Source organism: Mesorhizobium sp. WSM4848 (assembly GCF_055811375.1).
The window spans coordinates 72,956-91,585 of sequence record NZ_JBVVPX010000003.1; the positions used below are offsets into that span (position 1 = coordinate 72,956).

Below are 18,630 nucleotides of genomic sequence, written 5' to 3' on the forward strand. Positions count from 1 at the left end.
TCGAAGCTTCAATCTCGTTGAGGCGCATTCGCAGCATCATCATCGCCGCTCCCCGGTTCCGAGCGGAGTCGGCGGGGTGGTTTCCGGCACCCGGCCATAGGCATGCGGCAGCGAGCAGGTGTTGATGTTCGGCAGCACGCGCTTGCCGAAGGACATGGCCTCGTCGAGATGCGGATAGCCGGAGAAGATGAAGGCGCGGATGCCCATTTTCCGGTATTCCTCGATCTCGCACATGACCTGGTCGGTCGAGCCGACGATCGCGGCGCCGCAACCGGAGCGTGCGCGGCCCACGCCGGTCCACAGATGCGGCTCGACATAGCCTTGTGCGTCGGCGCCGGCGCGGTTCTTCGCCTGGTGCGCGACGCCCAAGGATGTCGCGTCCAGTGCGCGGGCGCGGATAATTCTGCCCTGCTCGTCGTCGAGTTTCGAAACCAGCTCCTCGGCATATTCGCGGGCTTCGGCTTCGGTGTCGCGCACAATCACGTGGACGCGCAGGCCATAATCCAATGTGCGGCCATGGGCGGCTGCACGCTCGTGAACGTCACGCATGCGGTGCGCCAACACGTCCTTCGCCTCCGGCCACATCAGATACACGTCACACTGTGCGCCGCAGAGTTCGAGCGCGTCGGGCGAATAGCCGCCGAAATAGAGCAGCGGCCCGCCATTCTGTTGGTAGGGCTTTGCGGGGTCGGCGGTTACTTTCCTGAATTGGTAGACCTCGCCCTGATGGTCGATTTCATCGCGCGTCCAGGCCTGACGCAGGATCTCGATGACCTCGCGCGAACGCCGATAGCGGAAGCGGCTGTCGGCGACTTCGCCGGGAAAGTCGGAAGAGATGACGTTTATAGTCAATCTGCCCTTCAGCATGTGGTCGAGCGTTGCGAGCGTGCGCGCCAGCATGATCGGTTGCATTTCGCCGCAACGCACCGCCGCGAGAAGGTTGATCGTCGAGGTTATCGGAGCGCAGCCCGCCACGAAGGACAGAGTATCCTGGCCAACCTGGTAGGACGACGGACAAAGGATATTGCGAAAGCCTAGTCCTTCGGCTGTCTTGACGATGTCGGAGCAGTGCTCCCAACTCGACCGCAGCGCGCCATCCGGTACGCCGAGATAGCGGAAATCATCGGAACACAAAGCGGAAAACCACGACACTTCAGCAGCATCGAGATCTGCGGACGTCACCGGAACGACCGTCAATGTCGGCACTCCCTCGTTGTCAGAGACTTGATTTCCCTGTTGCATATCATTGTTGTTTGTGTAGATCAATAGTGTATCAATTTTGCGTTGGAGACAATGTGACCACGTCCAGAAACGCCTACGCGCTTCCGATGCATCAAAAGGTCAGCGAAATGCTCATCCGCGAGATCGCGGCCGGGCGGATGATCGAGGGCGAGAAGCTTCCGCCGGAGCGCGACATGGCTGCGGGCCTCGGAATAGCGGTCGGTACATTGCGCAAGGCGCTCGGCGATCTCGAGCGCAAGGGCTTGCTCAGCCGCATCCAGGGTTCCGGCAACTACGTGCGTTCGCAACCCGAAGTGGCCAGTGTCTATTCGATGTTCCGGCTGGAACTCCTGGAGGGAGGCGGGCTGCCGACGGCGCGCGTTCTGTCAGTCGATCGGCTGGCGAAACCGGTGGACCTGCCGGTGTTCGGGTCGAGCAGCGAGGCCCATAGAATAAGGCGGCTGCGGAGCCTCGGCGGCAAGCCGGCGGCGCTGGAGGAGATCTGGCTTGACGGTTCCCGGGCGGAGACGGTTGCTATCGAAGAGCTGTCGGATTCGCTCTATCTCTACTACCGCAAGGCGCTCGGCATCTGGATCTTGCGTGCAGAGGACCGCGTCGGGGTCGACCAGGTGCCCGGATGGGCGCCGCCTGAGTTCGGCCTGGCGCCGGGCGCCGCCGCCGGTTTCATCGAGCGGACCGGCTGGATGCAGGACGGCGCCAGCGCGGAGTTTTCCAGGACCTGGTTTGATCATGGCGTCGCACGCTACGTCGCGCGGCTGCGATAGGGAACGGCTATGGCGAAGCACATTTCCTACGGCATCATCGGCTGCGGAATGATGGGGCAGGAGCATCTTCGCAATATCGCGCTGCTGCCCGATGTCGGCGTCGCGGCGATCTTCGAGCCCGACGCGACAATGCGCGCACGCGCGGCAGGCCTTGCCCCGCAAGCGTCGATCGCCGGCTCGGTCGCGGAGGTGGCGGCCGATCCGCGCGTCGATTGCTTGCTCATCGCCAGTCCGAACTATGTGCATTTCGCGCAGCTTAGGGAAATCGCTGCTATCCGGGCGCTGCCCATCCTGGTCGAGAAGCCGCTTTTCACCGATCCGGTCGACGCAGCCGCGGTGAAGGCGTTCGCCGCGACCTGTACCGCACCAGTCTGGGTCGCGATGGAATACCGCTATATGCCGCCGGTCGCTCGATTCATCGAGCAGGCGCAGGACGCCACCGGCGGCATCCGGATGCTGACAATCCGCGAACATCGCTACCCGTTCCTGAACAAGGTGGCCCACTGGAACCGCTTCAACCGTCGATCGGGAGGCACGTTCGTCGAAAAATGCTGCCATTTCTTCGATCTCATGCGGCTGATTCTGAAATCGGAACCGGTAAGGATCATGGCGTCGGCCGGACAGGAAGTGAACCATCTCAACGAAAATTATGATGGCGAGACACCCGATATCTGGGATTGCGGCTACGTCCTGGTCGATTTCGCCAGCGGCGCGCGCGCCATGCTGGAACTATGCATGTATGCAGAGGGCAGCCGCTATCAGGAGGAGATCAGCGCCGTCGGTGCGCGAGGTAAAATCGAATGCCTGGTGCCGGGTCCCGGCCGCTTCTGGCCAGCTCATCTCGGCGCGGCGCCGACGCCGCAGTTGATCGTCAGCCCGCGCTTTCCGCAGGGACCGTACACCGTCGAGATCCCGGTCGACCCACAATTGTTGACGGCCGGCGATCACAACGGCTCGACTTTCTATCAGCATCAGCGGTTCTGCGCCGCCCTGCGGGGCGAAGGGCGGGTTGAGGTGACGCTGGATGATGGCTGGAAAGCTGTCGCCATGGGTATGGCCGCACAATTGTCGGCAAACCAGGGCGCGGCCATTTCCAACCCGCTCGATGCCTGCGAGAGCGCCCAGTGTGGCTGATGGTAGCTCACGTGACCGCTTGATCTTACTGACCAAGTGGCAGCGGAGACGGCTAAATCGCAAGATCCACGGCGTGAGCCGCCTAAAGCGCGTCGCGTTTGACCGGCCTCATGCGACGCGCTTTAGGTTGTTGTTTTTATGCATGTCGTTGTCGCAAAACCGCTGCACACTTTTGCGCGACATGCATTAGTGGGATCAGTCAACCTTGCCTCCGATTGCCGCTATGGTTCGGACCAGCCTGTCCGCGACACAGGTCGATGCTCCAGCCGCCATGAGCATCTGCGGCAAGATCAACCATTCCAGCGTCCAGGCTGCACCAGAGCGCTCTTGCTCATGGATCAGCGCATGATGCATTCCCGACAATTGGACTGCGTTGTAGCGGGCAAGCGTCACCAGCATCTCGGCGTCGATGGGATTGCGCTTGTGCGCCATGGCGGACGATGAACCGCCGCCCGCCCGTTGCAGCTCGTCGCCTGCCTGCGCCATCAGCGCGATGTCCTGCCCGAACTTGCCGAGGCCGCCCGTCACAAGCGACAGCCAGTTGGCCAGCTCGGCGATGCGGTCGCGCTGGCTGTGCCATTGCGGCGCGTCGCCGAGGCTTAGCCGCCGGGCCAGCGCGGCACGGATGGCGGCGCCCTTGTTTGCGAACTTCTCGAGTGTCCCGACGGCGCCGCCGAACTGGACGACGAGAACCGATCCTCGCACCGATTGAAGCCGCTCGTGGTGGCGCTCGAGCGGTTCGCGCCAGCTTGTGACGCGGTCGGCTACGGAAATCGGAATCGCTGCCTGCATTCGGGTTCGGGCCATCAGCGGGCGATCGCCAAACCGATGGCCGAGATCGGCGAAGGCGACCACCAGAGCCGAAAGCCGTGCTTCCAACAGGTCGATACAGGCGCGAATTCTCAGGATCATGGCCGTGTCGATCACGTCCTGGCTGGTCGCACCGAAATGCACATGCTCCGAATGCGGCTCTCCCACAGCATGCCTGATCTGCCGCACGAGCTCCGGCACCATGACGCCGTCGCGCGCCGTTCCGTCCCTCAGGGCCGGGATTTCCGGCCGGAAGTTGTCGAGGACGCGTCCGATTGCGCTTGCTGCAGCCGCCGGGACGATGCCGAGTGCAGCTTCTGCGTCGGCGAGCGCTTTCTCGAATTGCAGCATCGTCGCAAGTTCGGCTTCGACGCCGAGCAGCGTCGCCATCTTCTCATCGCCGAGAAGCCCGGACAGGAGGGGATTGTCGAATGCTGCGATCATATGTCGAAGAAGACCGTCTCGTTGATGCCCTGGAGATGAATGTCGAACTTATAGATGTCGCCATCGCGCGGCGCGACCAGCGTTAACACGCGCTCTCTTTGCTCAATGCGCATCAGGACAGGATCCTCGGCGTTGGCCGTTTCCTCGTCGCTGAAATACATGCGGGTGTGAAGGCCAATGTTGATCCCACGCGCGACGATCCAGACCGTCAAATGCGGCGCCATCTTGCGGCCGTCAGAAAAGGGCACGCGACCGGGTTTGATGGTTTCGAACATGCATTCGCCCGTCGTCATGTCGGTGGGCAGCCGGCCCCAGCCGGTAAAATTCGGGTCGGCGGAGCCGCGCAGATCCGAGGGTGAATTGTAGATGCCGGCGGCGTCCGCCTGCCAGATCTCGACAAGCGCGTCGTTCAGCGGCGAGCCGGCGCCGTCGATCACACGGATGTTGACCCTGATGCGTTCGCCCCTGGTCTTGTCGTTGACCATCGCGGTGCCAAGGTCGCAATCATAAACGCCCGCGACACCGGCAAAGTTGGGCGTCAGCCCGATATGGAGGTAGGGTCCCGCGGTCTGCGAGGCGCTTTCCTTCAGCCGGCTGAGAGCCTGGACCATCAGTTGCCCTCGATGCGGTTTTCGAACAGCGTCGAGCGGCGGCCGCGCAGTACAATGTCGAATTTGTATGCCCGCGCATCCATCGGTATCGCTGCCGCCATGTCGAGTGCGGCGGTGAGGCCTTCAATAGCGCGGCGGTCGTTGATGGTCCGCACGATCGGGCACCTCCAGATCATCGGGTCGCCCTCGAAATACATCTGGGTGATCAAGCGCTGCGCGAAGCCGTGCCCGAAGATCGAGAAATGGATGTGAGCTGGACGCCAGTCGTTGGGTCCGTTGGGCCAGGGATATGGCCCCGGCTGGATAGTGCGGAAACAATAGGAGCCATCCTCGCCGGTGATGGTGCGGCCGCAGCCGCCGAAGTTCGGATCGAGTGGCGCGAGATAAGTCTCCTTCTTGTGTCGATAGCGTCCGCCGGCGTTGGCCTGCCATACCTCCAGCAACGCACCGGCGACGCCAATGCCGCGCTCGTCGAGCAGGTGGCCATAGACGAGGATGCGCGGCCCGATCGCGCTTTCGCCCGGCCCGGCAAAATTGTGTATGAGGTCATTGTCCAGTTCACCGAGGATGTTGTGGCCGAAGACCGGCCCCGTAAGCTCCGACAGGGTGTTGTCGAGGGAAAGAAGCGGCCGTTGCGGCGAGCGCAGCACGGAAGTCTTGTAGGCTGGCGTCAAGGCCGGCGGATGCCAGTTGCGGTCGCGCTGAAAGAAGGCGCCGATTTCCGGCGTGCGGTTGGCGGGAAAGCGCGACTTGGTCATGATTAGCCGGCTTGAGCGTCGATTTCGTCGAACGTCTTCCTGGCGATCTTCATCGCATGATTTGCCGCCGGTACCCCGGCATAGATTGCCACATGCAGCAGCGCCTCGCGTATGTCGTCGCGCGTCGCCCCGGTATTGACGCTGGCGCGGATATGCATCGCAACCTCTTCATCCTGCTTCAGCGCGGCGAGCAGCGCGATGGTGATCATGGAACGCTCGCGCCTGGTGATGTTAGGCCGCGACCAGACGTGGCTCCATGCAGCCTCCGTGATCAGTTCCTGGAAAGGAATGTCGAATTCGGTCTTGGCCGCCTCTGCGCGGTCGACATGGGCGTCACCCAGCACCGAACGGCGCGTCGCCATCCCTTCGAAATATCGGTCGCCGTGTCGTGGCTTGCTCATTTGCGCTCGCTTCGCATGTCGTTCAGGAAGCCACGGATCAGCCCGGTCAGCCTTTCCGGCTGCTCGACGCATGGGATGTGGCCCGCACCGGCGATGACCTCGAACCGTGCGGCGGGGATTGAGCGGGCCAGCGATTCCACCAGTTCAGGCGGCGTCGATCCGTCCTGATCACCGACGATGCAGAGTGTCGGCACTTTGATCGCGGCGCTCGTCGCAGTGAAATCGGCGTCGCGCATAGCCGCGCAGGCAGCAGCGTAGCCGGCCGGATCCTGGCGCGTCAGCATCGTTTTATAACCCGCCAGATCCTCGCCGCGATTCTTATGAAAATCCGGTGTGAACCATTTTCGCATCACGTCGTCGGCAAAGCTCGCGATGCCCTCCGACAGGGCCGCGTTGATGCGCCCGTTCCACATCTCGGCCGTGCCGATTTTCGCTGCCGTATCGCAAAGGATCAACCCCTCGATCAAATCCGGCCGCGTCTTGTAAAGGCATTGCGCAATGACGCCGCCGATCGAAAGCCCGCAGATCACCGCGCGCTTTACGCTGAGATGGTCGAGCAGCCCTGCAAGGTCTGTCGCATGGGTTTCGATTGTTTGCGGCGCGCCACCCAGTTCGCTCAGGCCGTGTCCGCGCTTGTCGAACGCAAGTGATGTACAGTCTTCGGTGAGCTTTCGCTCGACCTCGTTCCAGATGCGCATATCGGTGCCGAGCGAGTTCGCGAAGACGACCGTCGGCCTGCCGGCTGTGGGACGATGCCGGTAGTGGATCGTCGCGCCATTAATGCGAGCAAAGTTCATATCCGTCATAGCTTTGGCATTCCTTTGGGCCGCATCAGCCGTTTTTGTGCGGCAATGCGGAATGGTGCGTTCGGCGCACCATATCCTGCATACGCGCCGCGCCGTTCAACGAACTCGATAATAAACCCTTCTCCGAATGTCGGCGCATAGAGCTGGAAGAATTCGCCGTTGTCGTCGCGGTCATAAAGGATGTTGGCTGAGCGTAACCGATCGGCGACCTCCGGATCCAAACCGAAGCGCGCTTCTACGTCGTCGTAGTAGTTCATCGATATCTGAAGCGGTTCGAAGCCGTTGGCCTGCAGCTTCGCCGCCGTCGCAAAGATGTCATCCGTCGCGAGTGCCAGATGCTGGACGCCGGAACCAAAGGTTTCGGCGATGAAATGGCCGGCCAGGGTGCGGTGACTCTCGGCGCCGTTCAGCGTCAGGCGGAAGCGCCTGTCCAGACCTTCGATCACTTGACTGCGCACGAGGCCAGCCGGATCGACGATGTCGACCATCGGGGTCTTGGTCGTCCTGAAGATCGAGACATAGAACAGCAGCCAACTCGGCATCTCCTCCTGTGCCATCGTCTGCCCGACATGGTCGATACGGGTGAGGCCGACGCCATTGCCGGAACTTGCCGGCATCACCGGCGTGAACTCTATGTCCCAGACCTTCGCCAGGTCGGTCTTGGCATCGAGGAAGTAGATCAGTCCGCCGCCGACGCCGCGGATCGCCGGGATCGACAACTCGCCGGGCCCGACCCGCTGGTGAAAGATCTCGGCGCCCAGCGCCTCGGCGCGCGCCACCGTGGCGGCGGCGTCCTCGACCTTCAGGCCCATCGCGTATGCCGACGTGCCATGGACAACAAAGGAAGAATGGGCAAAGCCCTGCAGCTCGGTATTGATGACAATGTTGATCTCGCCCTGGCGGAAGAGCGTGACGTCCTTCGAGACGTGCCGGCCGGCCTCGACAAAGCCGAGCATGCGCAACAGCGAGCCAAGCTGTCCGGCGTCCTGGCGATCGGCCGCGAACTCGATGAACTCGACCCCTCCAACCCCGATGCGGTCGGGCATTGGCGGGATGGCCATGTCAAGTGCCGGTTCTTCACGCCGCACCTGATCCATCAACCAGACGAGCGAACGCCGTCCGTCGACGGAGATCGCCTTTGCCGACCCGCCACGGAACTGGTCGTTGAAAATCTCGAGCGACAGGTAGCCGTCATAACCGGTTGCGGCGACCGCCTGCATGAACTGTCGCACCGGCAGATCGCCTTCGCCTGGCATGTTGCGGAAGTGCCGGCTCCAATAGAGCAAGTCCATTTCGATCAGCGGCGCGTCGGCGAGTTGGACAATGAAGATCTTGTCCGCGGGTATCGAGCGGATCGAGCCGAGCTCAATCCTGCGGGCCAGCGTGTGGAAGGAATCGAGAACCAGCCCGACGTTCGGATGGTCAGTCCTGCGCACGATTTCCCACGCATCGCGATGATCGTTGACGTGACGCCCCCAGGCCAACGCCTCGTAGCCGACGCGCAGACCGCGCTTGGCGGCGCGCTCGCCAAGCTCGTGAAAGTCCATGGCCGCCCGGTCGATCCCGCCCAGCGAGACCGGCGACACCGACGAGCATACCAGCATCAGGTCGGTGCCGAGTTCCTGCATGACGTCGAACTTGCGCTCGGCACGATCAAACGCGCGGTTGCGCTGCGGCTCCGGCAACCCCTCAAAATCCCTGAACGGCTGGAAGAGCGTTATGGTCAGGCCTGTGTCACCAGCCATTCGGCCGACGTCGCGCGGTGAGCCGTCAAAGGCGAGGAAATCGTTTTCGAAGATTTCGACACCGTCGAAGCCCGCGGCGGAAATTGCCGCGAATTTCTCCGCCAGGTCACCGGCGATCGACACCGTCGCGATCGAAGTCTTCAAACGCGCCTCCTCCCTGGTTTGTTATGAACGAACCAGTTCGTACATAAACTAAGGCAACGCTGTCAGCATCGCAAGTTTCGGCGCGCTCAACGTTCTGCGGGAGCTTCGTCCTTGGCGACAAAACGCAACAGCATCTCGACGCTGTTGCGTTTGAGCCGTTCGAGTTGTGCCGGCGCGCCGAAGTCGCGTCCGAAGATCATCGAAAAGGTGGTGCGATTGGAAACGTTGAAGAAGCACAGCGCGCTTACTTGCCAATGGAGTTCGATCGCGTCGAGTCCCGGCCGGAAGACCCCCTCTTCGACACCGCGTGAATAGATGCGAGAGATGTGGTCGATCGCAGTCACGTTCAGTTCGCGGATCGCATCCGATTGTTCGAGGTATTGGCCGTGATGGATGTTCTCGATCATTACCATGCGGATGAATTCCTCGTGTCGGTGATGGTGGTCGAACGTGAACTCCACCAAGCGTGTCAGTGCCGCCACGGGGGGCAGGCCTTCGATGTCAAGTTGAGCCTCGCCCTCGCGCACCTGGCGATACGCGTTCTCGAGCGCGCGCAGGTAGAGACCTTCCTTGTCGCCGAAGTAGTAGTAGATCATGCGCTTGCTGAAGCGTGTGCGCGCTGCAATCTCGTCTATGCGCGCGCCCGACAAGCCGTTCAGGGCAAACTCCTTGGAGGCGATCTCCAGGATGTTGCGGCGCGTACCGTCAGGGTCCTGGATACGCGTCGTGCTCGCGTCCGGCTTCGGCTTTCGTTCTTTCTTGATAACGGCCATGCAGTTTGAGTTCCCGCCCCGGCGCAGCCGGCATTTGACTAAACTAACCAGTTAGTACATCATTCGCAAATCACGACGGCTCATTTACCGGCGCGTTTGGCGTGAACACAAGGGCGCGATCCAGGGGCGATCCAGGAATTGCCGCATTTGGGCTGGGAGGCGGCCCGCACAGGGAGGAATTTCGGGAGATGGGCGACAGCCTTGTCGACCTCCTTTGCCGTCTTGCGGACGAGCACAAGGGCGCCGCCGGCGGCGACAGCGAAAAGGTCGTGATTGGCCTCGTCGGACGCGGTATTCAGTCCTCGCGCACTCCCGGCATGCACGAGCGTGAAGCCCGGCGCCTCGGCATCGGCTATTCGTATCTTTTGCTCGATTTCGACCGGCTCGGATTTCCGGACGCGGCGATCGGCGACGTGATCGCGGCGGCGGAAATTGCCGGCTTTCACGGCCTCAACGTCACTCATCCGTTTAAACAGGCTGTCATTCCCGTCCTGGATGCGCTGTCGCCGGAAGCGCGCGCGATAGGCGCGGTGAATACGGTCGTCTTTGCCGGCGGGCGCAAGGAAGGCCACAACACCGACAGCTGGGGTTTCGCGGAGAGTTTTCGCGAAGCGATGACAGGCGCATCGATGGGCTGTGTCGCAATGTTCGGCGCCGGCGGAGCGGGCGCCGCAGTCGCACACGCGCTGATGCAAATGGGCGTTGGCCGGCTGTTCGTCCTCGACAGCCAACCCGGTCGCGCCTCGGAACTTGCGTCGCGCATGGGCGCCTTGTTCGGCGGCCGCGTCGAGACGTGGCCGGACCCGGCCGCAGCCGTGTTCATGGCCAACGGCATCGTCAACACGACGCCGATGGGCATGGCGAAATACCCCGGAACACCGTTCGACACGGCTCTCCTGAGAGCCGAAAAATGGGTCGCCGACATAATCTACTTTCCGACCGAAACAGAGTTGTTGGTCGCGGCCCGTGCGATCGGCTGCAGAACGCTGCCGGGCATCGGCATGGCGATCTATCAGGCCGTCCGCGCGTTCGAACTCTTCACCGGGCGCAAGGCCGACCGCCGCGCCATGGCAGATCATTTCGAGGCCGCCGCATGAAGGCAATGACGCCTATAATTGTATGAAGACCATAGGGAGGAAATCGACATGAAAGCTGAAATGAACCGACGCCTGTTTATGGTCGCCGCCGGCGCACTCGCCGCCGGGGCCGCCGTTCCCGCCTTCGCGCAGGACAAGCCGAAGCTGCGTTTCTCGGCCGTGTTCTCGGAACAGGACATCCGGGCCGAGATGATGAAGATGTTCGCCGAAGCCATCAAGGACGACTTTGCCTTCGAGGGTTATTACGGCGGCAACCTGTTCAAGCAGGGCACCGAACTTGTCGCCATCCAGCGCGGCAACCTCGAGATGGGCAATGTGGCCCCGCAGGACATCTCCAAGCAGATTCCGGCGTGGTCTATCGTCACCGCCGGCTACCTGTTCCGTGACGCCGCGCACGTGAAGGCGTTCTTTGCCAGCGATGCCGGTGCGGAGCTGAAGCGGATGACCGAGGACCAACTCGGCGTGAGGGTGCTCGGCCCTACCTATTTCGGCCTGCGCCAGGTCGGTCTGAAGCCGGACAAGGAAATCAAGACTCCCGCCGACATGTCAGGCATCAAGCTGCGTATGCCGGGTGGCGACGCCTGGCAATTCCTCGGCCAGGCGCTCGGTGCGAACCCGACGCCAATGGCCTACGCCGAGGTCTATACCGGCCTGCAGACAGGCGCAATCGACGGGCAGGACAACCCGTTGCCCAACGTCGAGAACATGAAGTTCTACGAGGTCATGTCGCAGATCGTACTTACCTCGCATCTTGTGGGTTTCGACCTTCTCAGCATCTCGAAAAAATTGTGGGACGAGATGGGGGCCGAGAAGCAGGCAAAGGTCCAGGCCGCGGCGGACAAGGCGATCGACTTCTCGACAGAGAAACACCTGAAGCGCGAGAAGGAACTCGTTGAAACGTTCAAGGGCAAGGGCCTGAAGATCTACGAGCCCGATGTCGCAGCATTCCGCAAGCATGTGCAGGAGCAATATCTTGCCTCCGACCTGGCCAAGGAATGGCCTGCCGGGATGGTCGACAAGATCAACGCGCTTTGACGCGACGAGCTCGCCGGCCGGTCCGCTTGCGACCGGCTGGCCGGTTTGGCCAGGCAGGGAGGCATCATGAACCCGGGATTGAGAAAGGTCGGCGGCTGGCTCTACCGGCGCGCCGAGAACGCCATCGCCATCGCAATCGGCGCCATGTTCGCCGCGTTTCTGCTGCAGGTTGCTTTTCGCTACCTTCTCAACTGGCCGACCGGCTGGAGCAACGAGCTCACCGTCGTACTCTGGATCTGGGTTGTGCTGTTCGGCGCAGCGTTCGTCGTTCGTGAAGAGGAGGAAATCCGTTTTGATCTCCTCTACGCCACAGTCGGTCCGGACATCAGGCGGGTAATGACGCTCGCCTTCGCAATCGCTCTCGTCGCGCTCTATGGCTGGTCCTTTCCGGCCGTCTTCAGCTACGTGACCTTCATGAAGGTCGAGAGCACCGCCTACCTCAAGATACGCTTCGACTGGCTGTTCTCGATCTATCTCGTCTTCGTGGTCGCCGTGATCGCCCGCTACCTATGGCTGGCGTGGCGTGCTCTGCGCGGCGAAGCACCGGCGGAATTCGACCCCACGAAAGCGAGCTCCGGCGTATGAATCTCGCGAGTCCCTTTTCGCTGTCAGTCGTTGCGATCACAGCGCTGGCCCTGCTTGGCCTGCCGATCGGTCACTCGATGATCGCCGGGTCGATCCTCTATCTCTGGCTGGAAGGGCTCGACATGGGCACCTCCGCCGAGCAGCTCCTCAACGGGCTCTACACAAGCTACATTCTGCTTGCCGTACCGATGTTCATTCTCGCCGCGGAGTTGATGAACGCCGGGACGATGACCGACCGGCTGCTGCAATTCTGCAACGCCGTCGTCGGCCGTTTCCGCGGCGGCCTGGCGCAAGTCAACGTGCTGCAGTCGATCATCTTCGCCGGCATGTCCGGCTCGGCCATCGCCGACGCTGCGGGCACCGGCAAGATGATGCAGCAACTCATGACCAGGGATGGCAAGTACCCGGCGAGCTATGCCGCTGCGCTGACAGCCGTCACCTCCGTCATCGGCCCGATCATTCCTCCGTCGATTCCGCTGGTCATCTATGCGCTGATCTCGGATGCATCCATCGGCTACCTCTTCATTGCCGGTATCGTGCCGGGCCTTCTTCTCGCCCTGACGCAGATGATCATCGTCGCCATCGACGCGCGCCGGAAGAACTTTCCGGTCGAGAAGCCGGTGCCGCTCAGGGAACTTCCGGGGATCACCTTGCGCGCATTTCCGGCGCTGATGCTGCCGGTCGTTCTGCTGGTCGGCATAAGGGGCGGCGTGATGACCCCGACCGAGGCCGCGGCGGTCGCCGCCGGCTACGCGCTGCTCATCTCGGTCGCGATCTATCGCAGCGTGACGCCGGGCCAGCTCTACCATGCGCTTCTCAACAGCGCCCGCACCACCGCCTCGATCGGCATGCTCATCGCCGGCGCCCTGGTGTTCAACTACGTTGTTACGGTTGAGAACATTCCGCAATCCCTGTCGGTGATCCTGAAGTCCTGGGATCTTTCGCCGATGGGTTTCCTGATCCTGGTCAACATCCTGCTGCTGATCCTGGGCTGCGTGCTGGAAGGCACGACTATCCTGCTGGTCATCGTGCCGGTGCTGATTCCGACGGCGCAGGCGCTCGGTGTCGACATGGTGCATTTCGGCGTAATGGTCGTCGTCAACATCATGCTCGGGCTCGTCACCCCGCCCTACGGGTTGCTGCTGTTCATCATGACCCGCATCGCGGAGGTGCCGCTGCGCGACCTGGTGCACGACGTAATGCCGTTTCTCTACGCCATGATTGCCGCCCTGATGCTGATCACCTTCTTCCCATCGCTGGTGTTGTGGCTGCCGCGCATGCTGGGCTATCAAGGATAGGACCATGACCAAGCCAATCTTCGTCCTCAACGGCCCAAATCTCAACCGGCTCGGCATGCGCGAGCCGGAGATCTATGGCAGGACGACACTCGCAGAAATCGAGGCGATGTGCCGTGACGCCGCCGGCGACCATCCGATCCGTTTTCACCAGTCGAACATCGAGGGCGAAATCGTCAACTGGGTGCATGAGGCGATCGACGACGGCGCGGGCATTCTGATCAATCCCGCGGGTTTGAGCTTCATTTCGATCCCGGTGCTCGATGCGCTCAAAATGTTTCCGGGCCCGATCGTCGAACTGCATATCTCGAACATCCATCGCCGCGAGGAGATCTATCATCGGTCGCTGGTGTCGAAAGTCGCCACCGGCGTGATCGCAGGGCTTGGCGCCGAGGGCTATCCGCTCGCGATCCGCTGGCTCATCGACCGGGTCGACCGATAGAGTATCGCCATGCCTGAACCCTGCATCATCGCTGTTGCGATCACCGGCTCGCTGCCGCGCAAGGAAGACAATCCTGCGGTGCCGATCAGCGTGGCCGAACAGATCGAGTCGACCCAGGAATCCTTTGAAGCAGGTGCGTCGCTGGTGCACATCCACGTGCGCAACGACGATCAGAGTTCATCGTCTGAACCAACGCGCTTCGCTGCCGTTCAGGAGGGGGTGCGTAGGCACTGCCCCGGCATGATCGTCCAGTTTTCGACCGGCGGGCGCGGTCGTGATCCTGCCGCGCGTGGCTCGGCACTTTATCTGAAGCCGGACATGGCCTCGCTCTCGACCGGTTCGGTCAACTTCCCATCCATCGTCTACGAGAACCATCCCGCCCTGATCGCTGATCTCGCAACCGCGATGAAGGCAAATGGCGTGCTGCCGGAGATCGAGATCTTCGACCTGTCGCACCTTCACACTGCCAGGCGGCTGGCCGACGGTGGACTTATCGGTGAGCGCCCGCACATCCAGTTTGTCATGGGCGTGCAAAACGCATTGCCTGCGGAGGAGAGATTGCTCGATGTGCTCCTCAGGGAAGCGAAACTCCTGTTTCCAAAATCCACCTGGACGGCGGCCGGAATAGGCCGCAACCAGACGATCGTCATGGAATGGGCGTTGGCGCGCGGAGCAGACGCAGTGCGCACCGGACTTGAGGATAATATCAGGATCACCAGGGAACGCCTGGCGCGCAGCAACGCCGAGCTTGTCGAACTCGCGGCGGCCTCAGTCGAGAAGTTCGGGCGGCGTGTGGCCACCGTCACCGAGGCGCGCCAAACGCTTGGTCTGGCGCTAGCATCGTAATTCCTGGCCGCAACTTCGCGCCGCGCTGTCGGACCTGTTGCGCCTTGGCCAGCGTCCTGGCACTGGCGCTGAGAACGATTTCTTGACTAGCACTCAGCCCTGGTAACGACTTCGTGCCCACAGAGATTGCCAAGGAACACAGTCGTTGCGATCCATGGAGCGTACTCGTGGGGCTGAAGGAGCACGACCGGAGCAGGGCGCGCACAATCTTATCGGCGTACTCGGCCTTCGCGAGGTGACGGGGAGAGGAGGGTTTCGGGCATCGTGTGATCGTGCAAGGCCTCACGGCTCGCCCAGCACATCGGCAGCCCAGGCCCGCTCAAACCTGGCTTCAGCCTCGTGCTGGACGTTTCGAACGCTGGCGATATCAGCGGCTTCGTATTCGCAGATCATGCGCAGCCGGTCGGATGACCAGTAACTACGGATCCAACGGACATCGTAGAGGTCGAGGCACGGCGCCATCCGCGCCTCTACCGCGTCGAGTTCTTGCTGGGTGAACGGGACTTCAAACGTCCGCTCGACGATTATGCGAGGCATGGTGCTCTCCTGTTCGATGGCTCGTTCAAGTCTGAGGGCCCGGCGTGGGTGCCGCCGTTGGAACGCTGCGCGCCGGTTCGGCAGGATGGCGCAAAACTGCTCGCGCCCTCGCGCTGAAATCCTCAAGCTCGATCGACGCTCGGCAATCGTCGTCGATTTCCGGCGCCGAAGAACTGTTGGCGGCCGCGCTGAGCAGGGCCTTGGCAATGGCGATCTCGCAGCGCCGGCGGATTTTTGAGGCGACTGTCAGTGCCTCGCTGGCGTGGAGCCGGGCTTGCTCCATTAGGCCGGCACGACAATAAAAACTCGCGGCGCTGTTGAGAGTGTAAGCCAGGTAAGACTTGTCGTCGGCGGCACGAAGCCGCGCCAAGGCGCTCTCCAGCGCCTCGTCGGCTGCATCATCCGCCGTCACGAGGGCAGCAAGCGCCTGCAGGGCATCGACGAAAGGCGTCTCCTCCCCAATCCGTGAGGCAACCGACCGTAGCTCCTCACAGCGGGCGTGCATGTCGGCATATCGTCCCATTTCGAAATGAAGCGTCGCCAGCCAGGTCAGGCATTTGTACTCGCGCCAGCGGTCTTCGCTTCGGCGCGCCAAGGCAAGAGAGCGAGCAAGATGAACGGCGGCTTGACCCTGCCGACCGTCCCATCGCTCCAGCAGCCCGCTGGCCCAATGCAGTTCGCACAACTCTGTACCAAGCGACCGCGCGATATCGCCGGCCTCCGCGATCAATTCGCGCGCGCGCGCAATTTCTGTCTCCAGCTCAAGCAGGCAGCGAGCCGTGTTGGCGAGCTGATGCGCCTGGATTTTGCGGTCAGCGTTGCGCCCTATCTCGGCCGCACGAAGCGTGCTTGCCTCGGCCTGCTCTATTTGCCCGGCCTGCTGATGGAGAATGGAAAGCAGATAGTGCCCTGTCGCCGCGGCAGCCTGCAGCCCTTGTTCCTCCGCTCCGGTGGTCGCGTCGGCGATCGCCTCTTCAATGGGGGGAAGTGACCGCAATCCGGGACCAGTCGCCGCAAGAACGCGGATCTTGAGCAGCGCAATCCGGGAAACCAGCTTCTCCGGCGCTTCCGGCAGCCACGCGACATACCGCAGCCCTCGCTCGGCCAGGCCGGCGGCCTCGGCATTGGCGAATAGCCGAAGGGCCCGCTCGCCGGCGACGATGCAAGCTCGTGCGGCCATCTCGTCATCCTCGGCGAGCACGGCGTGATGAACGAGATCGGCTGCGGCGTCACCGCCGCGCTCCGCCGCCGGTCGAAGCGCGCGCGCGATATGTCGATGCAACAACTTGCGCCTGGGATGGGACAAGCTGCGGTAGGTCACTTGCCGGACGAGGTCGTGGGTGAAGTCATAGGCGTCGCCGCCTGCCGGCCGCACCAGCCCGCGCCGCTCAAGCTCCCCCAGTGCCATCAGCAGCCCGGCAGCATCAAATGGCGCCAAGCGCGCGAGATCCTGCGGCGTGAAGGTGCGGCCATGCGCTGCAGCCCAGACCAGCGTTTCGCGCACCGGGTCGGTCAGCCCAGCCAGTTGTCCTTCTATCAGGGCTTTCACGGTACGGCCGGGGCCGGGATCCCCGCGCAGGTGAGCGCGGGCAAGTTCGAGCGCAAACAGCGGATTGCCATCGCTCGCGGCGATGATTTGAGCTGCGTCCAGAGCCGGGTCGAGCCACCGGACCAGCTCTGCCGTGTGGTCGGCGCTCAACGTATCGAGCTCGATCTCTGTCAGTCGGCCATCGCGGGTGAGCGAGCGCAGCACCCGCGCTACCGCGATATTGTCTTCGACTTCTCCAGAACGCGCTGCGCAGGCGATGACAAGACCGGGGGCTGCCTCGGTCCGGCGAGCAACATAGTGAAGCAGCGACGCGGACGCGTCGTCGATCCACTGGACGTCGTCGAGGGCAATACCCACCGGCGCGTCGGCGGCGAGCCCGTGAAGCACGTCGACAATGGCGTCGAACAGCTGAGTGCGATCCCCGACCCCGGCTTCGCCGCCTCCAAGCTCGGGGAGCAGTGGGCCGAGAAGCGAAGGCAATCCATGGCGCGGTCGCTGCCGCTGGACCGAGCAAAGGAGATCGATCCAGATGCCATAGGATCGTGCCGTCTCGGCTTCGAAGGCGCGCGCGCTGAAGGCGCGCCCGCCGGCAGCGGCCATCCCTTCGCTGAAATAGGCTAGCATGTGGCTCTTGCCGATGCCGGGTTCTCCAGTCACGAGGATGACATCCGGGCCGCTGTCGGCTGCCATCCCGACGAGGCGATCGATGCTTGTGCGCTCGGCGTCGCGCCCAACCATCGGCCCGGAAGCCGCAGGCCGCGGAGCGTCGTCCAGGGTTCCCCTGGCTGCACTGGAAGGTGCGGCTCGGGCGCCTGCGATCGGGCTCGGTCGCAGCGCCTGCCTCGCCGCCTTCAGTTCCTCGCCTGGCGGCGCGCCAAGCTCGGCTTCGAATATGCGATGCGCCCGCTCGTAATGAACGAGCGCGTCGTTGGTCCGGCCCATCTTTCCAAGCAGCCGGATCACCGCAGCATGACCGGCTTCGGATAACGGGTCGGCCGAAACAAATGCGTAGGCATAGGGCAGGGCATCCGTCGGGACGTCTTCCAGTCGCGCGATAAGCGCGGCGAGAAACCTGAACCGGAGCTGGCTCATCGCCTCCCGCTCCGCTATGCACCATTCCTGGTAGCGGTAGCAGAGCGGCAGATCGAGCCCGTCGAGGAACTCGCCTCCAAACAGCGCCACAGTCTCGGTCAGCACCTCGGTGGTCGCGGCGGCGACGCTGCTAGCGGCAAGCGAGCGCACGACCGTATGGTCGACCAGCGCATCGCCAAGCTTGATGCCGACCCGCTCACGATCCGCCACGAGCCGAGCCCTGCTGCCGTCGCCGAGCAGCGCGCGGATCTTGCTGAGGCTCCAGCGCAACTCGGCTCGCGGATCGTCCGGTCCGTCCCAGAACAGATCGCAGAGCCGTTCACGCCGGTGCACCTGACCGGTGGCAATGAGATAGCCAAGAAGCGCGCGCGTTTTGCGGGAGGCGGGCAATGCAAGGGCCTTCCCGTCGGCGCCGACAAGCTGGAGCTCGCCGAGCAGACGTACCCGGAGCGGGATAGGGCGTTGCATTCCTGGCCTGCCTGCGCTGCCTCGAGATAATTCGATGCCGGTTTCCACGGGC

At 62.8% G+C, this 18,630-nt stretch carries 18 protein-coding genes and 1 pseudogene; 9 read left to right on the forward strand and 10 right to left on the reverse strand.

The genetic code is table 11. The annotated features are described in order from the left end of the window. Window positions 1–39: 39 nt before the first annotated feature. Window positions 40–1,197 (reverse strand): LLM class flavin-dependent oxidoreductase, encoded by a 1,158-nt coding sequence (locus tag AC0L16_RS04440; protein WP_473619232.1) that lies wholly within the window; start codon window positions 1,195–1,197, stop codon window positions 40–42. A gap of 131 nt (window positions 1,198–1,328) precedes the next feature. On the opposite strand from AC0L16_RS04440, the gene AC0L16_RS04445 reads away from it, so the two are divergent. Continuing rightward, on the forward strand, window positions 1,329–2,006 hold the full coding sequence (locus tag AC0L16_RS04445; protein WP_473619443.1) for a GntR family transcriptional regulator: 678 nt from the start codon (window positions 1,329–1,331) through the stop codon (window positions 2,004–2,006). A 9-nt stretch (window positions 2,007–2,015) separates the two neighbouring features. Then, window positions 2,016–3,140, forward strand: a complete 1,125-nt coding sequence (locus AC0L16_RS04450; RefSeq protein WP_473619233.1) for a Gfo/Idh/MocA family protein — start codon at window positions 2,016–2,018, stop codon at window positions 3,138–3,140. A 195-nt stretch (window positions 3,141–3,335) separates the two neighbouring features. On the opposite strand, the gene AC0L16_RS04455 is transcribed toward AC0L16_RS04450, so the two are convergent. The 7 genes from AC0L16_RS04455 to AC0L16_RS04485 form a co-directional block, all read right to left on the reverse strand. Beyond that, window positions 3,336–4,394 (reverse strand): 3-carboxy-cis,cis-muconate cycloisomerase, encoded by a 1,059-nt coding sequence (locus tag AC0L16_RS04455; RefSeq protein ID WP_473619234.1) that lies wholly within the window; start codon window positions 4,392–4,394, stop codon window positions 3,336–3,338. Beyond that, a complete protein-coding gene (pcaG, locus tag AC0L16_RS04460; RefSeq protein WP_473619236.1) occupies window positions 4,391–5,005 on the reverse strand; it encodes a protocatechuate 3,4-dioxygenase subunit alpha in 615 nt (204 codons plus the stop codon). The genes AC0L16_RS04455 and pcaG overlap by 4 nt, the downstream gene beginning before the upstream one ends. Then, window positions 5,005–5,763 carry a protocatechuate 3,4-dioxygenase subunit beta gene (pcaH, locus tag AC0L16_RS04465; protein WP_473619237.1) on the reverse strand — a complete coding sequence of 253 codons (759 nt, stop codon included), beginning with the start codon at window positions 5,761–5,763 and terminating at the stop codon, window positions 5,005–5,007. The genes pcaG and pcaH overlap by 1 nt, the downstream gene beginning before the upstream one ends. A gap of 2 nt (window positions 5,764–5,765) precedes the next feature. Continuing rightward, window positions 5,766–6,164 (reverse strand): 4-carboxymuconolactone decarboxylase, encoded by a 399-nt coding sequence (pcaC, locus tag AC0L16_RS04470; RefSeq protein WP_473619238.1) that lies wholly within the window; start codon window positions 6,162–6,164, stop codon window positions 5,766–5,768. Continuing rightward, on the reverse strand, window positions 6,161–6,961 hold the full coding sequence (pcaD, locus tag AC0L16_RS04475; RefSeq protein ID WP_473619444.1) for a 3-oxoadipate enol-lactonase: 801 nt from the start codon (window positions 6,959–6,961) through the stop codon (window positions 6,161–6,163). Before pcaD ends, pcaC begins: the two co-directional genes overlap by 4 nt. A gap of 5 nt (window positions 6,962–6,966) precedes the next feature. Continuing rightward, the gene (locus AC0L16_RS04480) at window positions 6,967–8,859 is read right to left on the reverse strand and encodes a bifunctional sugar phosphate isomerase/epimerase/4-hydroxyphenylpyruvate dioxygenase family protein (protein ID WP_473619239.1); all 1,893 of its coding nucleotides are present in this window, start codon (window positions 8,857–8,859) and stop codon (window positions 6,967–6,969) included. A gap of 86 nt (window positions 8,860–8,945) precedes the next feature. Then, window positions 8,946–9,632 carry a TetR/AcrR family transcriptional regulator gene (locus AC0L16_RS04485; RefSeq protein WP_473619240.1) on the reverse strand — a complete coding sequence of 229 codons (687 nt, stop codon included), beginning with the start codon at window positions 9,630–9,632 and terminating at the stop codon, window positions 8,946–8,948. Window positions 9,633–9,820: 188 nt separating this feature from the next. On the opposite strand from AC0L16_RS04485, the gene AC0L16_RS04490 reads away from it, so the two are divergent. The 7 genes and pseudogenes from AC0L16_RS04490 to AC0L16_RS04520 form a co-directional block, all read left to right on the forward strand. After that, entirely contained in the window at window positions 9,821–10,729 is a 909-nt protein-coding gene (locus AC0L16_RS04490; protein ID WP_473619241.1) for a shikimate dehydrogenase, read from the forward strand. Window positions 10,730–10,777: 48 nt separating this feature from the next. Next, entirely contained in the window at window positions 10,778–11,764 is a 987-nt protein-coding gene (gene dctP / locus AC0L16_RS04495) for a TRAP transporter substrate-binding protein DctP (RefSeq protein ID WP_473619243.1), read from the forward strand. Window positions 11,765–11,830: 66 nt separating this feature from the next. Next, the gene (locus AC0L16_RS04500; RefSeq protein WP_091595709.1) at window positions 11,831–12,349 is read left to right on the forward strand and encodes a TRAP transporter small permease; all 519 of its coding nucleotides are present in this window, start codon (window positions 11,831–11,833) and stop codon (window positions 12,347–12,349) included. Beyond that, window positions 12,346–13,647, forward strand: coding sequence for a TRAP transporter large permease (locus AC0L16_RS04505; protein WP_473619244.1), 1,302 nt, complete (start codon window positions 12,346–12,348; stop codon window positions 13,645–13,647). The genes AC0L16_RS04500 and AC0L16_RS04505 overlap by 4 nt, the downstream gene beginning before the upstream one ends. 4 nt (window positions 13,648–13,651) lie before the next feature. Continuing rightward, the gene (locus AC0L16_RS04510) at window positions 13,652–14,086 is read left to right on the forward strand and encodes a type II 3-dehydroquinate dehydratase (RefSeq protein ID WP_473619245.1); all 435 of its coding nucleotides are present in this window, start codon (window positions 13,652–13,654) and stop codon (window positions 14,084–14,086) included. Between the two features lie 9 nt (window positions 14,087–14,095). Continuing rightward, window positions 14,096–14,932, forward strand: a complete 837-nt coding sequence (locus AC0L16_RS04515) for a 3-oxoadipate:acetyl-CoA acetyltransferase (RefSeq protein WP_473619246.1) — start codon at window positions 14,096–14,098, stop codon at window positions 14,930–14,932. A 154-nt stretch (window positions 14,933–15,086) separates the two neighbouring features. Continuing rightward, window positions 15,087–15,185: pseudogene (locus tag AC0L16_RS04520) on the forward strand (hypothetical protein); the annotation flags it as partial. A gap of 29 nt (window positions 15,186–15,214) precedes the next feature. On the opposite strand, the gene AC0L16_RS04525 reads toward AC0L16_RS04520, so the two are convergent. Further along, on the reverse strand, window positions 15,215–15,469 hold the full coding sequence (locus tag AC0L16_RS04525; RefSeq protein WP_473619248.1) for a nickel-binding protein: 255 nt from the start codon (window positions 15,467–15,469) through the stop codon (window positions 15,215–15,217). A 25-nt stretch (window positions 15,470–15,494) separates the two neighbouring features. Next, window positions 15,495–18,578: an ATP-binding protein gene (locus AC0L16_RS04530; RefSeq protein ID WP_473619249.1), complete on the reverse strand. Its 3,084-nt coding sequence runs from the start codon at window positions 18,576–18,578 to the stop codon at window positions 15,495–15,497. Window positions 18,579–18,630 lie beyond the last annotated feature (52 nt).